The sequence below is a fragment of the Burkholderia sp. MSMB1589WGS genome, assembly GCF_001636105.1.
Classification (GTDB): domain Bacteria; phylum Pseudomonadota; class Gammaproteobacteria; order Burkholderiales; family Burkholderiaceae; genus Burkholderia; species Burkholderia humptydooensis.
The window spans coordinates 799,389-815,277 of sequence record NZ_LNJT01000007.1 but is presented as its reverse complement, the minus strand read 5'-3'; the positions used below and the strand labels follow the sequence as shown (position 1 = coordinate 815,277).

At 68.6% G+C, this 15,889-nt stretch carries 14 protein-coding genes, 3 tRNA genes and 1 pseudogene; 10 read left to right on the top strand and 8 right to left on the bottom strand.

Translation table 11 applies throughout. The features are described 5' to 3' along the window. Positions 1-31: 31 nt before the first annotated feature. The 3 genes from WT16_RS11665 to earP all read right to left on the bottom strand — a co-directional run bounded on the left by WT16_RS11665 (position 32) and on the right by earP (position 3,681). Positions 32-1,429: a sigma-54 dependent transcriptional regulator gene (locus WT16_RS11665; protein ID WP_009913159.1), complete on the bottom strand. Its 1,398-nt coding sequence runs from the start codon at positions 1,427-1,429 to the stop codon at positions 32-34. A gap of 269 nt (positions 1,430-1,698) precedes the next feature. Next, entirely contained in the window at positions 1,699-2,256 is a 558-nt protein-coding gene (efp, locus tag WT16_RS11660) for an elongation factor P (protein ID WP_006025818.1), read from the bottom strand. Between the two features lie 189 nt (positions 2,257-2,445). After that, the gene (gene earP, locus WT16_RS11655; protein WP_063533384.1) at positions 2,446-3,681 is read right to left on the bottom strand and encodes an elongation factor P maturation arginine rhamnosyltransferase EarP; all 1,236 of its coding nucleotides are present in this window, start codon (positions 3,679-3,681) and stop codon (positions 2,446-2,448) included. 184 nt (positions 3,682-3,865) lie between these two features. Here earP and uvrC point away from each other — a divergent pair, with 184 nt between their 5' ends. From uvrC to WT16_RS11625, 6 genes are all read left to right on the top strand, one after another. Beyond that, positions 3,866-6,034, top strand: coding sequence for an excinuclease ABC subunit UvrC (gene uvrC, locus WT16_RS11650; RefSeq protein WP_063533383.1), 2,169 nt, complete (start codon positions 3,866-3,868; stop codon positions 6,032-6,034). 112 nt (positions 6,035-6,146) lie between these two features. Continuing rightward, positions 6,147-6,740 (top strand): CDP-diacylglycerol--glycerol-3-phosphate 3-phosphatidyltransferase, encoded by a 594-nt coding sequence (gene pgsA / locus WT16_RS11645; RefSeq protein WP_006025821.1) that lies wholly within the window; start codon positions 6,147-6,149, stop codon positions 6,738-6,740. Between the two features lie 166 nt (positions 6,741-6,906). Then, a tRNA-Gly gene (locus WT16_RS11640) sits at positions 6,907-6,982 on the top strand. A 60-nt stretch (positions 6,983-7,042) separates the two neighbouring features. Further along, positions 7,043-7,118, top strand: a tRNA-Gly gene (locus tag WT16_RS11635). A 114-nt stretch (positions 7,119-7,232) separates the two neighbouring features. Beyond that, positions 7,233-7,306: transfer RNA gene (locus tag WT16_RS11630), tRNA-Cys, on the top strand. Positions 7,307-7,471: 165 nt separating this feature from the next. Then, positions 7,472-8,461 (top strand): type II CAAX endopeptidase family protein, encoded by a 990-nt coding sequence (locus WT16_RS11625; protein ID WP_015602216.1) that lies wholly within the window; start codon positions 7,472-7,474, stop codon positions 8,459-8,461. Positions 8,462-8,636: 175 nt separating this feature from the next. Here the strand turns inward: WT16_RS11625 and WT16_RS11620 are convergent, their stop codons facing one another. Beyond that, on the bottom strand, positions 8,637-9,149 hold the full coding sequence (locus WT16_RS11620; protein WP_015600142.1) for a GAF domain-containing protein: 513 nt from the start codon (positions 9,147-9,149) through the stop codon (positions 8,637-8,639). A 168-nt stretch (positions 9,150-9,317) separates the two neighbouring features. After that, positions 9,318-9,669: pseudogene (locus tag WT16_RS30950) on the bottom strand (LysR family transcriptional regulator). Between the two features lie 126 nt (positions 9,670-9,795). Between WT16_RS30950 and WT16_RS11615 the strand changes: the two are divergent. Then, a complete protein-coding gene (locus WT16_RS11615) occupies positions 9,796-10,662 on the top strand; it encodes a pirin family protein (protein ID WP_015600774.1) in 867 nt (288 codons plus the stop codon). 187 nt (positions 10,663-10,849) lie between these two features. Continuing rightward, the gene (locus WT16_RS11610) at positions 10,850-11,353 is read left to right on the top strand and encodes a GNAT family N-acetyltransferase (protein WP_015600531.1); all 504 of its coding nucleotides are present in this window, start codon (positions 10,850-10,852) and stop codon (positions 11,351-11,353) included. Here the strand turns inward: WT16_RS11610 and WT16_RS11605 are convergent. Genes WT16_RS11605 through WT16_RS11595 form a run of 3 tightly spaced genes read right to left on the bottom strand, consistent with a single transcriptional unit; the run spans position 11,269 to position 13,332 of the window. Then, positions 11,269-12,189, bottom strand: coding sequence for a cytochrome c oxidase assembly protein (locus WT16_RS11605; RefSeq protein WP_006025826.1), 921 nt, complete (start codon positions 12,187-12,189; stop codon positions 11,269-11,271). The genes WT16_RS11610 and WT16_RS11605 overlap by 85 nt on opposite strands. A 10-nt stretch (positions 12,190-12,199) precedes the next feature. Next, positions 12,200-12,646 (bottom strand): copper chaperone PCu(A)C, encoded by a 447-nt coding sequence (locus tag WT16_RS11600; protein ID WP_006025827.1) that lies wholly within the window; start codon positions 12,644-12,646, stop codon positions 12,200-12,202. Between the two features lie 26 nt (positions 12,647-12,672). Beyond that, a complete protein-coding gene (locus WT16_RS11595; protein ID WP_063533847.1) occupies positions 12,673-13,332 on the bottom strand; it encodes an SCO family protein in 660 nt (219 codons plus the stop codon). A gap of 353 nt (positions 13,333-13,685) precedes the next feature. Between WT16_RS11595 and otsB the strand changes: the two genes are divergently transcribed. Next, positions 13,686-14,495, top strand: coding sequence for a trehalose-phosphatase (gene otsB, locus WT16_RS11590; protein WP_082743903.1), 810 nt, complete (start codon positions 13,686-13,688; stop codon positions 14,493-14,495). Then, entirely contained in the window at positions 14,492-15,868 is a 1,377-nt protein-coding gene (otsA, locus tag WT16_RS11585) for an alpha,alpha-trehalose-phosphate synthase (UDP-forming) (RefSeq protein WP_063533382.1), read from the top strand. The genes otsB and otsA overlap by 4 nt, the downstream gene beginning before the upstream one ends. The last annotated feature ends 21 nt before the right edge of the window (positions 15,869-15,889 follow it).

Genomic DNA, 15,889 nt, shown 5'->3' with positions numbered 1-15,889 from the left:
CGGCCGCCTTCGCGTCGACGTCGGCCGGACGTCAGCCGATCTTCATTCGCTGCAGCTTGTTGTAGAGCGTCTTCGGGCTGATGCCGAGCAGCGTCGCCGCGCGGTGGCGCGTGCCGCCGACCGCGTCGAGCGTCGCGCGGATCAGCAGATCCTCGACGTCGGCGAGCGGCATGCCGACGCGCACCTGCACGCTGCTGCCGTTCAGCGCGGCGCCGGGCTTCGGATACGCGTCGCCCGCGCGCAGCGTATCGATGAAGTCGCCCGACTGGTCGTACGCGGTCCGCACGCGCTCCTGCAGCTCGCGCACGTTGCCCGGCCAGTCGTAGGCGAGGCATTCGCGGATGAAGCCGGGCGCGATCCGCTTGTCGGTGATGTTCAGGCCCGCCGCGCGCGCGTCGCGGTTCAGGTCGTCGACGAACGCCTCGGCCATGACGACGACATCGTCGTCGCGTTCGCGCAGCGGCGGCAGGCCGATCGACGCGGCGTCGAGGCGCAGCCACAGATCCTCGCGCAGCGTGCCGTTCGCGACCGCTTCGCGCGCGGGGCGGCGCGTCGTCGCAATCAGCCGGAAGTCGCTCGCGATTTCCGTCGTGCCGCCGACGCGCATGAAGTTCTGCGAATCGAGCGCGCGCAGCAGCGCCTCCTGCAGCGACAGCGGCAGCGCGGTGATTTCCTCGAGGAACAGCGTGCCGCCGCTCGCCTGCTCGAAGAGGCCGGGGTCGCGCCGCTCGACGCCCGTGTACGCGCCGCGCTCGCGGCCGAGCAGCATGCTCTCGATCGCGCGGCCGTTGGTCTCGATGTTGCGCGGCGATTGCACGGCGGCGCGGCAGTCGAACGCGACGAACGGGCCCTTGCGGCGGCGGCTCAGCCCGTGCAGCGTGCGCGCGGCCGCCTCCTTGCCGGTGCCGGGCTCGCCCCACAGCAGCACCGCGGTTTCGGTGCGCGCGTTGTGCTCGATCATGTCGTAGACGTGCTGGATCGCGTCGCTGCGCCCGACGAGCGAGCCGAAGCGGCCGAGGCGGCGCAGCGACGCGCGCAGCGCCTGCACTTCCTCGATCAGTTCGTACGGGCGCGGGATTCGCGCGAGCAGGCTGCGCAGCCGCGGGATGTTGACTGGCTTCAGCAGGTAATCCCAGACGCCGTGCCGCAGCCCCTCGATCGCGCTTTCGACGGTCGCATTGCCGGTCAGCACGATCACCGGCAGCGAGCCGTTCGGCTGCTGTTGCGGCAGGTTCTGCAGCAGGTCGAAGCCGCTGCCGTCGGGCAGGTTCAGGTCGACGAGGACGACGTCGGGAATCGAGCGGGCGAGGGCGCCACGGGCCTCGGCGAGCGAGGTGGCCGTATCGACCGAGAAACCGTCCGCGGCGAGGAGCGCGGTCAGGCCGGATAAGCTATTGGGATCGTCTTCGACAATCAGGGCGTGTGGCATGGTGTGCGCAATTGAAAGACCGGTCCATCGGCCGGACCGGCGTACAACCCCCATTTCGGGATGAGAAATGAATTTTATGCCCCATCGCGCACTTGGCGTACGGTATTTGTTATCGACTATAAAACAGTTACGGATGATACAAATTGAATCCCGTCAGTGCTTCTTCAAGGCATTGTTTATGATGTGGCGCCTTTATGCAATAAGCGGCGTCGAATAAACAAAAAGCGCCCCGAAGGGCGCTTTGTTCGACCTGCCGGCGCAATCGGCGCTTATGCGCGGCTGCGGTACTCGTTCGTACGCGTGTCGATTTCGATCTTGTCGCCGGTGTTGCAGAAGAGCGGCACCTGCAGCTCGAAGCCCGTCGAGAGCTTCGCGTTCTTGAGCACCTTGCCCGACGACGTGTCGCCCTTGACGGCCGGTTCCGTGTACGTGATCTCGCGAACGAGGATCGTCGGCAGTTCGACCGAGATCGCCTTCTCGTTGTAGAACACGACTTCGCACGCCATGCCGTCTTCGAGGTAGTTGAGCGCGTCGCCCATCATTTCCGCTTCGACTTCGTACTGGTTGTAGTCGGCGTCCATGAACACGTACATCGGGTCGGCAAAGTACGAGTACGTGACTTCCTTGCGATCGAGCACGACGACGTCGAACTTGTCGTCCGCCTTGTAGACCGATTCCTGGCCTGCGTTCGTCAGCAGGTTCTTCAGCTTCATCTTGACGACGGCGGCGTTGCGGCCCGACTTGTTGTATTCGGCCTTCGAGACGACCCATGCGTCGTTGCCGACCATCACGACGTTGCCTACGCGGAGTTCCTGTGCGGTTTTCATAACTAAAACTATCCTGAACGAGAGAATTTGCCTGAGCGTTGCTCAACGGCTAACGGCGCAAGCGGGCTCGACCTGGCAAGCCCGGCGACCGTATGCGCGATCGGCCGCGGCCGGGCTGGCGGCCCCCTTTATCCTGAAGCGTCGCGCCGGTAACGGACGCGCTTGCGTGGTCAGCCGTTGGATAACCGTTTATTTTAACTGAGTTTTTGCAAAATCCGCCAGATTTCCGGCGAGGTCGCCGACGGCCGCGAGCTCGTTCGCCCAGTTCGCCGCGCGCGCGGCGAGCGCCGCGCGGTGCTGCCAGAAGTCGGCCCAGTCGGGCGCGCCCGCGCCGTTCCACGCATGCCAGAAGCGTTCGGTCGCCGCGCGCGTCGCGTGATCGACGCGCGCCGTGACGTGCGCGAGCGCCGCGTCGAGCTTCGGCAGATGCGCGTCGTCGGCCTGCGGATAGATCTGCCAGACGAACGGCCGGCGCGCCCATTGCGCGCGAACGAACGAATCCTCGCCGCGCACGAAGTTCACGTCGCTCGCCCACAGCAGCCGGTCGTAGTCGGGCTGTGCGACGAACGCGAGCCCGTGCGCGGCGACGCTGCCGCGTGCCGCGTGCGCGCCGGCGCCGAACGTGCCGACCCCGAAGAAGCGCGCGACGCGCGCCGAGATCCGGCCCTCGGGCACGAGCAGCACGACCGGCTCGCCGCCGTCGCGCCATTGTTCGAGCAGCGCGTCGAGCGCCGGGTTCTCGTACGCGAAGAGCGATGCGACGGTTGCGTCCGGGCCCGGCCTCGGCGCGCCCGCAACGTTTTGCCACCATGCGCGGCGCGCGTCGTCGTCGGCTTCGAACGCGGCGCGGCGCGCGTCGAGATCGCGCTCCTTCAGCACGCCGCCCGTGCCGGGGCCGAGGCCGGGGAAGAAGAACGTCTTCGTCAGCGGGTAGCGCGGGTGCGGCGACGGGCGCAGATGGAAGTCGCCCACCCAGTCTTCGGCGCTCAGGTATTCGAGGTTGATCCAAACGGGCGGCCGCGCGCGGCGCGCCATCGCGGCGACGTAAGCGCCCGGCAGCTCGCACGCGAACGCTTCGATCACGACGTCGGCGATCTCGAGCGTGTCGCCCGCGTGCGCGGGCGCGCGCCAGTGTTCGACGGCGATGCCGTCGACGGTCTGCCGCGCGGCGTCGGGCCGGGCGGCCGGCTGCAGGCGCGCGAATGTCGCGAGATCGTCGACGAAGAGCCGCACCTGCCAGCCATGCTCGGCCGCGAGCTGGCGCGCGAGGCGCCAGCACACGCCGATGTCGCCGAAGTTGTCGACGACCGCGCAGAAGATGTCGCACGCGATCGGGCCCGCCGCGTCTTGCGGCGGCGGGCGAGTGTCGGCTGGCGCGGAAGCGGGTGCGGAAGCGGGTGGGGTGAGCGGGGCGGACGACGTCATCTGGTCTGGGCAAGCGTAGCGAATGAAACGCTGATCGGCAGGCGAATCAGCGTGCAAACCGGCGAGCCGCGCGGCACGCGGACGCGCGCCGCGGCGGCCGGGCCGCGATCGCGCGCGGCGAATGCTCTAAACTGGCGATTCTAAATGACCTTGTTCGCGCGCGCCGCTCGCGCCCGCATTGAGCATGACATCCCCCGACGCACCCGAATCCCGTTTCGAACCCAAGCCGATCCTCGCCCAACTGCCGCACCTGCCGGGCGTCTACCGTTACTACGACGCGCAGGACGCGGTGCTGTACGTCGGCAAGGCGCGCGACCTGAAAAAGCGCGTGTCGAGCTACTTCACGAAGACGCAGTCGTCGCCGCGGATCGCGATGATGGTCACGCGCATCGCGCGCGTCGAGACCACGGTCACGCGCTCGGAGGCCGAGGCGCTGCTGCTCGAGAACAACCTGATCAAGGCGCTCGCGCCGCGCTACAACATCCTGTTTCGCGACGACAAGTCGTATCCGTACCTGAAGCTCACGGGCCACGCGTTTCCGCGCATGGCGTACTACCGCGGCGCGGTCGACAAGAAGAACCAGTACTTCGGGCCGTTTCCGAGCGCGTGGGCGGTGCGCGAGAGCATCCAGATCCTGCAGCGCGTGTTCCAGTTGCGCACCTGCGAGGACTCGGTGTTCAACAACCGCACGCGCCCGTGCCTGCTGCACCAGATCGGCCGCTGCTCGGCGCCGTGCGTCGGCGCGATCGGCGAGGAGGACTATGCGCGCGACGTGGACAACGCGTCGCGCTTCCTGCTCGGCCGGCAGGGCGAGGTGATGGGCGAGCTCGAGCGGAAGATGCACGCGTTCGCGGCCGAGCTGAAGTTCGAGCAGGCAGCGGCCGTGCGCAACCAGATGAGCTCGCTCGCGAAGGTGCTGCATCAGCAGGCGATCGACGTCGGCGGCGACAGCGACGTCGATATCCTCGCCGTCGTCGCGCAGGGCGGCCGCGTGTGCGTGAATCTCGCGATGGTGCGCGGCGGCCGGCATCTCGGCGACAAGGCGTATTTCCCGACGCACGTCGAAACCGCGCTCGCGCTCGAAGGCGACTTCGACGCGCGCGCCGGCGAAGGCGCGGGCGACGACGCGCAGGCCGCCGGAGCGGAGCCGACGGCGCGGGCGCCGCTTGCGGGCGACGCGCCCGCCGACGCGCGTGCCGAAGGCGATGTCGAGCGACGCGCGGACGCGAGCGTCGGCCCGCAAGGCGAGGCCGAAGCGCGCGAGGCCGGCGCGCCGCCCGGCAGCGGCGCTGCAGCCGCGCCGCAGGAAGCCGAGACCGATGCTGCCACCGCGCCGCTCGAAACCGAAGTGCTCGAAGCGTTCATCGCGCAGCACTACCTCGGCAACCGCGTGCCGCCGATTCTCGTCGTGAGCCATGCGCCCGCGAATCGCGAGCTGATCGATCTGCTCGTCGAGCAGGCTGGGCACAAGGTCGCGGTCGTGCGGCAGCCGCAGGGCCAGAAGCGCGCGTGGCTCGCGATGGCCGAGCAGAACGCGCGCCTCGCGCTCGCGCGGCTCTTGTCCGAGCAGGGCTCGCAGCAGGCGCGCACGCGCGCGCTCGCCGACGTGCTCGGCTACGAGAGCGACGATCTCGCGCAGTTGCGGATCGAGTGCTTCGACATCAGCCATACGATGGGCGAGGCGACGCAGGCGTCGTGCGTCGTCTATCACCATCACAAGATGCAGTCGTCCGAGTACCGCCGCTACAACATCGCGGGGATCACGCCCGGCGACGACTACGCGGCGATGCGCCAGGTGCTCACGCGCCGCTACGAGAAGATGGTCGAGGAGGCGGCCGCCGAGGCGTCGGCCGACGAAGCGGCCGGCATTGACGGCAATGCGGTGCATGCGGCCGCTTCGGCCGGGCGGTTGCCGAACATCGTGCTGATCGACGGCGGCCGGGGCCAGGTCGAGATCGCGCGCCAGGTGTTCTCCGAGCTCGGGCTCGATATCTCGATGCTCGTCGGCGTGGCGAAGGGCGAGGGGCGCAAGGTCGGGCTCGAGACGCTGATCTTCGCCGACGGCCGCGCGCCGCTCGAGCTCGGCAAGGAGAGCGCCGCGCTGATGCTCGTCGCGCAGATCCGCGACGAGGCGCACCGCTTCGCGATCACCGGGATGCGCGCGAAGCGGGCGAAGGCGCGGCAGACGTCGCGGCTCGAGGAACTCGAAGGCGTCGGCGCGAAGCGTCGGCAGCGACTGCTTGCGCGCTTTGGCGGCTTGCGCGGCGTCGTTGCCGCGAGCGTCGACGAGCTCGCGAGCGTCGAAGGCATCTCCCGCGCGCTCGCCGAGCAGATCTACCGGCAACTCCACTGAACGCCGCACCGCCCGCCGCCGCCCGGCCCGGCGCGGCCCGCGCCGGGCGCCTTGCTTGTGGCGGCGCGGGCGACGCGGCACAATGGCAAATCCTTCAATCGTGTCGCGTGCCATGCCGTTCAACTTCCCGATTTTCCTGACGTGGGTGCGAATCGTGCTGATTCCGCTCGTCGTCGGCGTGTTTTATCTGCCGGACACGATGCTGAGCGCCGACCATCGCAATCTGGCGGCCGCCGTGATCTTCATTCTGGCCGCGCTGACCGACTGGTTCGACGGCTATCTCGCGCGGAAATGGAACCAGACGTCGGCATTCGGCGCGTTTCTCGATCCGGTCGCCGACAAGCTGATGGTGACGGCGGCGCTGCTGATGCTCGTGCAGCTCGCGCGCATTGACGCGGCGATCGCGCTCGTGATCGTCGGCCGCGAAATCGCGATCTCGGCGCTGCGTGAATGGATGGCGCAGATCGGCGCGTCGAAGAGCGTCGCGGTGAACTCGCTCGGCAAGTTCAAGACCGCGTGCCAGATGGTCGCGATCCCGATGCTGCTCTTCTACGGCCGGCTGCCGTTCGGCGGCGGCGTCGCGATCGACACGCGCGTGTGGGGCGAGTGGCTGATCTATCTCGCGGCCGTGCTGACGATCTGGTCGATGCTCTACTACATGAAGCTCGCGTGGCCGCAGATTCGCGAGCGCGGCGGCGCGGCGTGAGCGCGGAACGCACGGCGAAACGCATGCCGGATCGCGCGTCGACGATGGCGATGACGTGATCGAAGAAAAAGGGCGCGAAAAACGCTTGACACGCAAATCGAGTTTCACCATAATTTCGCTTCTCCACTGCATGACGCCTGACGCAGTGCGGTGGGGGAAGCAAAACGCGGGAGTAGCTCAGTTGGTAGAGCGCAACCTTGCCAAGGTTGAGGTCGCGAGTTCGAGACTCGTCTCCCGCTCCAGGTTTCAAGGCAGCGTTTTGCTTGACGTGCTGTTCGGCAAGACATGCAGTGCAGGATGATGCGGGAGTAGCTCAGTTGGTAGAGCGCAACCTTGCCAAGGTTGAGGTCGCGAGTTCGAGACTCGTCTCCCGCTCCAGAACAAGGGGAAGCCAAGCTTCCCTTTTTGTTTGATGGGCCTTTCGGCCCTCGAACGAAATCTGTCGATCGTTGCAAGCCGGCTGGTTTTCGCGACGTTCGGCAGTCCGCTTACGGCGCGATAGCAAAGCGGTTATGCAGCGGCCTGCAAAGCCGTGTAGGCCGGTTCGACTCCGGCTCGCGCCTCCAGACAAAGCCCCGATCAACGGGGCTTTTCTTTTTTCGCTTCCCCGCCCGTATCGCCGCTTCCGGTGTGACAATCGCGTTCAATCCGCATGCGCCGCGGGCAACGCGCAGCGTCGCCTGCTCGCGTGCGCGAGCCGTTTCCCATTTCGAGCCTGACCGGGAGCGTACTTGAAACCGATTCATTCGAATTCGTCCGCGTCGTCGAACGACACGTCGGCCGCGGCATCGGCCGGGTATCGCGGCGGCCGTCTGCGCCGGGTCCTGCTGGATCAGGACGGCTTGCGCGCGCCGTGGGGCGTGCTGCTGTTCGTCGCGATCTTCGTCGGTGCGATCGCCGGGCTTGCGCTCGTCTCGCGCCGGCTGCTGCCGATGCCGGCGGGCGATCAGGCGCTGTCCGTCGCGAACGGCGCGGTGATGGAGGCGATGCAACTCGCATCGGTTGCGCTCGCAACGATCGTGCTCGCGTGGATCGAGCGCCGTTCGCCGTTTTCCTACGGGCTGCAGGGGCGAGCGCGCGCGTTGCGCTTCGCGGCTGGCGCCGTATGCGGCTTCATGGCGATTTCGGCGCTGGTGTTCGCGTTGTGGGAGGCCGGGCTGCTGCGCTTCGATGCGCCCGCGATTCACGGTGCGCGCGCGTGGGAATATGCGGCCGTGTGGGCCGCGATGTTCGTGATGACCGGGCTCTTCGAGGAGTCGCTGCTGCGCGGCTATCTGCTTTGTACGCTCGCGCGCTGGATTGGCTTTTGGTGGGGCGCCGTGTTGTTGTCGGCGCTCTTCGGCGCGCTGCATGTCGTCAGTCCGGACGAATCGATCATGGGGCTCGTGTCGGCGATGCTGTTCGGATTCGTCTTCTGTCTATCGCTCTGGTATACGGGGTCGCTCTGGTGGGCGATCGGCTTTCATGCGGCATGGGACTGGGGCGAATCGTATTTCTACGGCGCGCCGGATAGCGGCCGGCTCGTCGAGGGCGTGCGGCTGACCGCGCACGCCGTCGGGCATCCGCTGCTGAGCGGCGGGACGGCCGGGCCCGAGGGCAGCGTGCTGGTTCTGCCGCTGCTCGCTATCGGCGCGTTCGCGATGTGGGGCTGGTGGGGGCGCGGCGCACGTGCGCCGGGCATTGCGCTGCGTGGCGAAAGCGCGCGGGGAATCGATCGATAGACGCGGCCGGCCGGTTCGATGAGGGAGTGGCCGGGCACCCTGATTCATCGCGAGTGCGCGCGGGGGCGCGATCATACGGACGCGAGGCGCGCGCGCTTGCACACTGTCGAGACGAGGCGAACGGCTTGCCGGCGACGCCTTCCGCCTGGCACGGCCGGCATCGCCGGATACCGATTCACTTGCCGGGCCGCGCCGCGTTTTCCCACGCGACCTCGACGAACACCCGGCAGAGCGCCTCCATGCCTGCCGCGTCCTCTTCGTCGAAGCGGCCGATCAGCGGGCTGTCGACGTCCCATACGCCAATCAATGCGCCGTCGCGCGCGACGAGCGGCACGACGATTTCCGATTGCGACGCCGAATCGCATGCGATGTGGCCGGCAAACGCGTGCACGTCGTGCACGACTTGCGTGCTGCGCGTCTGCGCGGCCGTCCCGCACACGCCCTTGCCGAGCGGAATGCGCACGCACGCGGGCTTGCCCTGGAACGGGCCGACGACGAGCTCGCGGCCGTCAAGGAAATAGAAGCCGGCCCAGTTGAGGCCGTCGAGCGAGTGGTAGACGAGCGAAGCGAAATTCGCCGCGTTGGCGACGACATCGGTTTCCGTCTCGACGAGCGCGCGCGCCTGCGCGGCGAGCGTTTCGTAGAGCGCAGGCTTCGATGACGGAAGGGTTTCGGAGAGCGCGAACATGAGCGATTGACGTGATGGTTGAGCGGCGGCTGCGGCGGCTGTGGCGGCTGCGGCGGCCGCAACTCGTGCAGTCTAAGGGAATTCGCCGCGGCGCGCGGCGTGATCGCGCGCCGCGGCCGGGGTCAATCGGAGGCGGGCGCCGTATCGATCGAAGGCCCGAGCGTTCGTCTAATCCGGCTCGAGCGCGGCGAAACGCCGGGCGAGAAAGTCGAGCAGCGCGCACGGACGGCAGCAGCCCGCGGCGCGACGCGAACACCGCATGCACGATTTCGCGCCGCGGCGCCCAGCCGGGCAGCAGTTGCCGCAGCTCGCCGCGCGCAATCGGGCCGCGGACCATCATCGTCGGCAACTGGGCGACGCCGACGCTCGCGGCGGCGGCCGCGCGCAGCGCGATGTCGATTAGGAGCGCGATGCGCCGGCTCGGCTTCGACTTCGGCATGTTCAGCGCGCGCCCGGCGGGCGCGAAGCCGCCGTGATCGACGACCTGGACGAAGTAGCAGAGATCGTTCAGATCCCGCATGATGCATCGTTCTCCATATGGAACGCTGAGTGCGATTTCCACGCACTACCGCAAACATCGTTCGGATTCTATCTTCTATCCATCGACTGAAGCGATCGCTTCGGCCATGAATGAAAGGAGAGGAGCATGAAGCAAATCGTCGGCGTGCACAGCGCGCCTCGCTCGCATTGGGTCGGCGACGGCTTTCCCGCGCGGCCCCTGTTCAGCTACGACAGCCACGGCGCGCATCTGAGCCCGTTCCTGCTGCTCGACTATGCCGGTCCCGCGCGCTTCGAGCCGACGGCCCGCCGGCGCGGCGTCGGCCAGCACCCGCACCGCGGGTTCGAGACGGTGACGATCGTCTATCAGGGCGAAGTCGATCACCGCGACTCGACGGGCGCGGGCGGCCATATCGGCCCGGGCGACGTCCAGTGGATGACGGCGGCGGGCGGCATCCTGCACGAGGAGTTTCATTCGGCGCAGTTCGCGCGCGACGGCGGCACGCTCGAGATGGTGCAGCTCTGGGTGAATCTGCCGGCGAAGGACAAGATGTCCGAGCCCGGCTACCAGACGCTGCCGAACGACAGTATCCCGTCCGTCGAGCTGCCCGACGGCGCGGGCCGCGTGCGGGTGATCGCGGGCGAGTTCGGCGGCCGCCGCGGGCCGGCGCGCACGCACACGCCGCTCGACGTGTGGGACGTGCGCGTTGCGCAGGGCGGCCACGTGCGGCTGCGCGCCGACGCGGGCCGCACGCTCGCGCTCGTCGTGCTGCGCGGCACGGTGCTCGTGAACGGCGAAGAGGTCGTGCGCGAAGCGCAACTCGTGCAGTTCGCGCGGGACGGCGGCGACGTCGACATCGAAGCGAACAACGATGCGACGCTGCTGTGGCTGAGCGGCGAGCCGATCGACGAGCCGATCGTCGGCTACGGGCCGTTCGTGATGAACAGCGACGAGGAGATCCGTCAGGCGATCGACGATTTCAACGGCGGCCGCTTCGGCAAGATGAGCGCTTGACGAAGGCCCCGCGATGAGCGGAGCGTTTTTCGTGCGCCGTTCGCGCGGCGTCGCGTGCGGATGCTCGGCGCGGCGCGTGCGCATCGGCGCGGATGTCTGCATTCGCGTTCGCGACCCCGTCCGTTCAAGGCATAATCGGCCATTGCGCGCATCGCAACGGCGCAGCCTTTCATTCGGGATCTCGATCATGTCCATCTCCACGACAGCCGCTTCGTCCGTTACCACCGCTGCGCCGCCGGCGTCGCTCGAATGGCGCTGGAAGCCGTTCGGCGCGCTGACGCCGAGCGAGATCTACGCGATCCTCGCGGCGCGCAGCGACGTGTTCGTCGTCGAGCAGAACTGCGTGTACCGCGACATCGATCATGCCGATCTCGAGGCATGGCACCTCGGCGCGTACGACGCGCAGGGCCGCCTCGCATGCTACCTGCGCGTGCTGCTGCCCGACGCGTCGGAGCCGGACATCCGGATCGGACGCGTGCTGACGACGCAGCCGTTTCGCGGAATGGGCGTCGGCCATGCGATGCTCTCGGCCGTGCTCGAGCGCATTCGCGCGCAATGGCCGGATACGCCGATCAGCCTGCACGCGCAGGCGCATTTGCAGAAGTTCTATGGCGCGTTCGGTTTCGCGCCGAGTTCGGACGTGCACGACGAGGACGGCATTGCGCACGTGTGGATGCGTTCGCCCGCGTGAGCGGCGCGCGCCGCGCGCTCGTCGGACAGCCGGCCGCGCGCGGACAGCCGCATCCAGTGCCGCAGCGCGATCAGCGCGCCGATCACGCTCATCATCGAGCCGGGAATCCACAGCAGCAGCCCGCCGATCTGCTGGTCGCGCAGCGGGCTCAACCACGTGAACGCGCGCCCGCAGATCGAATAGATCGGATAGAGCTCGTGCGGCGTGAAGAAGATCAGCGCGCCGAGCATGATCTGCGGCGGAATCGCCGCGACGACCATCAGGATGCGCCGCCCCGGCGCGAGCCGGGCGGGCGGCGCGGGCCGTGGATCGACGACGAGCCACCAGAACAGCAGCCCGTCGATCACCATGCTCCAGTTCATCACGCGATAGAGCCGCCAGTCGAGCATCGCGACGAAGTGGATCGGCGACAGCAGCCAGAAATAGATCAGTCCGACGAACAGCACGACCGCGACGACCGGATTGAACAGCACGTCGAGCGTCGCGCGCACGAACGGCTGCGCGAGCGCGGGGCGCACGAAGCGCTGCCGCCACGCGAACGGGATGCCGGCGCGGATCGCCGCGCCCGGATACGACAGCGCGATGAAGAACGGCCCGAGGTGGTGCAGCACCAGGTGCTGCGCGCGATGCATGAAGAACTCGTGCTCGAAGAAATAATCGAGCCGCGTGTGCAGCGCGACGTACAGCGCGACGAGTCCGAGCCAGAACGCGACGCGCCGCGGCGCCGACACCTTCGCCTTGCGCGCGCCGCGCGCGAACAGCACGCCGGCCACGAGCACGGCGATCACGACGGTGGGCGACGGCTCCCACGGCTCGAGCCAGTACAGCAGGTTCATCGCGCGGAGCTTACTTGGCGGCCGCGGGCGACTTCACGGCGAACGGCGCGTCGAGCTTCTCGCCGTCGGAGAACTGCATCCGCAGGTGCACGGTGTCGCCCGGCTTGATCGCGCGCTTCGGCTCTTCGAGCATGAAGTGATAGCCGCCCGGCGCGATGTCGACCTTGCCGCGCGCGGGGATCGTCAGCTTGTCGACCATCTCCATCTTCTGCGTCGAGCCGTTCGACACGGTCTGGTGCAGCATCGTCATCCCGTACTCGGGGCTGTCGACGTCGACGAGATCGATCGGCTTGTCGCTCGCGTTGACGAGCGTCACGTAGCCGGCGGCGGGCAGTTTGTTCGGCAGCCAGCGCACCCACGCGTTCTGCGCGCTGATCGAAGCGGCGCCGGCCGCGTGTGCGTTCAGGCTGAGCGAAAGGGCGGCGAGCGCGGCGAGGAGGGTCGGTTTGAGCGTCATCGGCTTGGCGGTAAGTGGGTTCCGGTTCAGGAACGGTTGGCGATGATCCGGCGCAGATCGGCGGCGATCGCGTCGGGGGAATCCTGGTCGGTCGCGAGCAGGCGCGCGCGGCCTTGCGCATCGAACACGTAGACGGCCGAGCTGTGCGTGACTTCGTAGCTGCCGTTCGGGTCGCGCTTTTCCATCTGATACGCGACGCGATAGCGCTTCGCGAGCGACTCGATTTGCCGCTCGCTGCCCGTGAGCCCGTACGCGTGCTCGGCGTCGAACGCGCCGACATAGTCGCGCATCGCGGCGGGCGTGTCGCGCGCCGGGTCGACCGACACGAACAGGATGCGCACGTCGCCGCGCGCGTCGGGGCCGAGCAGCGCGAGCACCCGCATCAGGCGCGTCATCGTTTCGGGGCACACGTCCGGGCAGTGCGTGTAGCCGAAGTAGACGAGCGCGGCGTGGCCGCGGAACGCGGACGCGTCGATCGGCTTGCCGTCCTCACCCGTGAGTGAGAACGTCAGGTCGGGCAGGTGGCCTGTCACATTCGTCAAGCGCCACGGCTCGCCGCGCGGCGTGCAGCCGGCGAGCGCGGCCGCCGCCGCGCAGGCAGCGGCGAAGCGGAGAAGGCGCATGCGGCGTGCGCCAGCCGGCGGTGAGGCGGCCTGCGCGCGCGCCGCGAAAAAAGGAAACGGCATCGGCGAATTCGGTTCGAAGCAATCGTGCGCGACGGCCACGCGCGGCGTCGGGTGCCGCGGCACGGGGCTTGCGGCGCCGGCTGCGGTCGAGGGCGCATCGATCGCGCCGCGCCTTCGGCGCATCGCCCGTCGCGGCGCGCGCGTCAGGCCCGGCCACGGGCACCTGCGGATCGGCGTCGCGCCGTGTCGCGCTATATCGGTTGGCGATTGCGACTGTAGCGCAATTTGATCCGGATCGTCTTTTCGAAACGCGCGCGGCGCACCGAGCCGGGGCAAAATGTCGCAGCGGCGCGGCACGCCGGCCGCGCGCCACGGGCCCGCGCTTTTGTTCATCGCGCACGAGGCGCGGTAAGATGCGCACATTCGCCCGGCGGGCGCGCCCGCCGGCAGCCATTCTCTTCAGCGAATCGATGCAATCCATCCCGCTTTCCCTTCCGCTCGCCCGCACCGCGTTCTTCTTCGACTTCGACGGCACGCTCGTCGATCTCGCGCCGACGCCCGACGCGATCCGGGTGCCGCCCGACGTGCCCGCGCTCGTCGACGCGCTGCGGCGGCTGTCGCACGGCGCGGTCGCGATCGTGTCGGGGCGCGGCATCGACAGCATCGACGCGTACCTCAACCTGCCGGATCTGCCGGTGGCGGGCCTGCACGGCGCCGAACGGCGCGACGCGAACGGCGACACGCAGCGGATCGGCTTCGACGATCCGCGTCTGTTGCGCATCGAGCGCGAGCTCGCGGCGGTCGTCGATCGCCATCCGGGCATGCTGCTCGAGATCAAGGGCGCGGCGCTCGCGCTGCACTTTCGCAACGCGCCCGAACGCGAAGGCGTTGCGCGCGCGGCGGCCGAGCGGCTCGTCGCCGACTATCCGGACGCGTACGTGCTGCAGCCGGGCAAGATGGTGTTCGAGATCAAGCCGAGGGGCGTCGACAAGGGGCGCGCGGTCGCCGCGTTCCTGAACGAGCCGCCGTTCGCCGGCCGCATGCCTGTCTTCGCCGGCGACGATCTGACCGACGAGCAGGGCTTCGCCGTCGTCAACGCGAACGGCGGGCTGTCGATCAAGGTCGGCGCGGGCGACACGACGGCGCGCGCGCGCATCGATTCGGTCGCCGCGTTCCGCGAGCAGCTCGCGCGCTGGATCGACGCGGGGCGCGCGCCCGCATGAGCCGTCTCATCATCGTCTCGAATCGGGTCGCGCCGATTTCGGAAGGGGAGCCCGCCGCGGGCGGTCTCGCGGTCGGCGTCTACGACGCGCTGAAGGAAACGGGCGGCATGTGGTTCGGCTGGAGCGGCGAGGTCGTCGCGTCGGGCGCGCCGCAGATTCGCGTCGAGGAGCACGGCCCCGTCACGTTCGCGACGATCGGGCTGTCGCGCCGCGACTACGATCAGTACTACCGGGGCTTCTCGAATGCGACGCTGTGGCCCGCGTTCCATTACCGCGCGGACCTGATCCAGTTCGATCGCCACGAGTTCGAGGGCTATTCGCGCGTGAACGTGTGGCTCGCGCAGCAGCTCGTGCCGCTCTTGCGCGACGACGACGTGATCTGGGTGCACGACTATCATCTGATCCCGTTCGCGCAGGCGTTGCGCGCGGCCGGCGTGAAGAACCGGATCGGCTTCTTCCTGCACATTCCGTTTCCGGCCGCGCAGGTGCTCGTCAACGTGCCGCCGCATCGCGAGCTCGTCGAGGCGCTGTGCTCGTTCGATCTGCTCGGCTTCCAGACCGACACCGATCTGCGCGCGTTCTTCGAGTACGTCGAATGCGAGGCGGGCGGCGCGGTCGACCGCGCCGCGCATCCGGCGCGCGTCGAGGCGTTCGGGCGCACGCTGCGCGCGGCCGCGTATCCGATCGGCGTCTATCCGGACGAGATCGCCGCGCTCGCGAAGGCGGGCGAGAACGGCCGCGCGGTGAAGTCGCTCGCGGCGTCGCTGCGCGGGCGGCAGCTCGTGATGAGCGTCGACCGGCTCGATTACTCGAAGGGGCTCGTCGAGCGCTTTCGCGCGTTCGAGAAACTGCTCGAGCACGAGACGTCGTTTCGCAACCACGTGTCGTTCCTGCAGATCGCGCCGTCGACGCGCGCCGACCTGCGCGCGTACCAGGACATCCGCCGGCAGCTCGAGGGCGAATCGGGGCGCATCAACGGCCGCTTCGCCGAGCTCGACTGGGCACCGATCCTCTATATCCACCGGCAGTACGAGCGGCCGGTGCTCGCCGCGCTGTACCGGCTCGCGCGCGTCGGGTACGTGACGCCGCTGCGCGACGGGATGAATCTCGTCGCGAAGGAGTACGTGTCGGCGCAGGACCCGGACGATCCCGGCGTGCTCGTGCTGTCGCGCTTCGCGGGCGCCGCGTGCGAACTGACGGGCGCGCTGATCGTCAATCCGATCGATATCGGCGGGATGGCCGATGCGTTGTCGCGCGCGCTGTCGATGCCGCTCGCCGAGCGGCGCGCGCGTCACGCCGACATGCTCGCGCGGCTGCGCGAGAACAACGTGTCGGTGTGGCGCGACAACTTCTTGCGGGATCTCGGGCGGTAGCGCACGGCGACGGGCGACGGC

Bases quoted from the DNA above. Each gene is read 5' to 3' on its own strand.
- WT16_RS11665 (WP_009913159.1), bottom strand. From the start codon at position 1,429: ATGCCACACGCCCTGATTGTCGAAGACGATCCCAATAGCTTATCCGGC.
- efp (WP_006025818.1), bottom strand. From the start codon at position 2,256: ATGAAAACCGCACAGGAACTCCGCGTAGGCAACGTCGTGATGGTCGGC.
- earP (WP_063533384.1), bottom strand. From the start codon at position 3,681: ATGACGTCGTCCGCCCCGCTCACCCCACCCGCTTCCGCACCCGCTTCC.
- uvrC (WP_063533383.1), top strand. From the start codon at position 3,866: ATGACATCCCCCGACGCACCCGAATCCCGTTTCGAACCCAAGCCGATC.
- pgsA (WP_006025821.1), top strand. From the start codon at position 6,147: ATGCCGTTCAACTTCCCGATTTTCCTGACGTGGGTGCGAATCGTGCTG.
- WT16_RS11620 (WP_015600142.1), bottom strand. From the start codon at position 9,149: ATGTTCGCGCTCTCCGAAACCCTTCCGTCATCGAAGCCTGCGCTCTAC.
- WT16_RS11615 (WP_015600774.1), top strand. From the start codon at position 9,796: ATGAAGCAAATCGTCGGCGTGCACAGCGCGCCTCGCTCGCATTGGGTC.
- WT16_RS11610 (WP_015600531.1), top strand. From the start codon at position 10,850: ATGTCCATCTCCACGACAGCCGCTTCGTCCGTTACCACCGCTGCGCCG.
- WT16_RS11605 (WP_006025826.1), bottom strand. From the start codon at position 12,189: ATGAACCTGCTGTACTGGCTCGAGCCGTGGGAGCCGTCGCCCACCGTC.
- WT16_RS11600 (WP_006025827.1), bottom strand. From the start codon at position 12,646: ATGACGCTCAAACCGACCCTCCTCGCCGCGCTCGCCGCCCTTTCGCTC.
- WT16_RS11595 (WP_063533847.1), bottom strand. From the start codon at position 13,332: ATGCCGTTTCCTTTTTTCGCGGCGCGCGCGCAGGCCGCCTCACCGCCG.
- otsB (WP_082743903.1), top strand. From the start codon at position 13,686: ATGCGCACATTCGCCCGGCGGGCGCGCCCGCCGGCAGCCATTCTCTTC.
- otsA (WP_063533382.1), top strand. From the start codon at position 14,492: ATGAGCCGTCTCATCATCGTCTCGAATCGGGTCGCGCCGATTTCGGAA.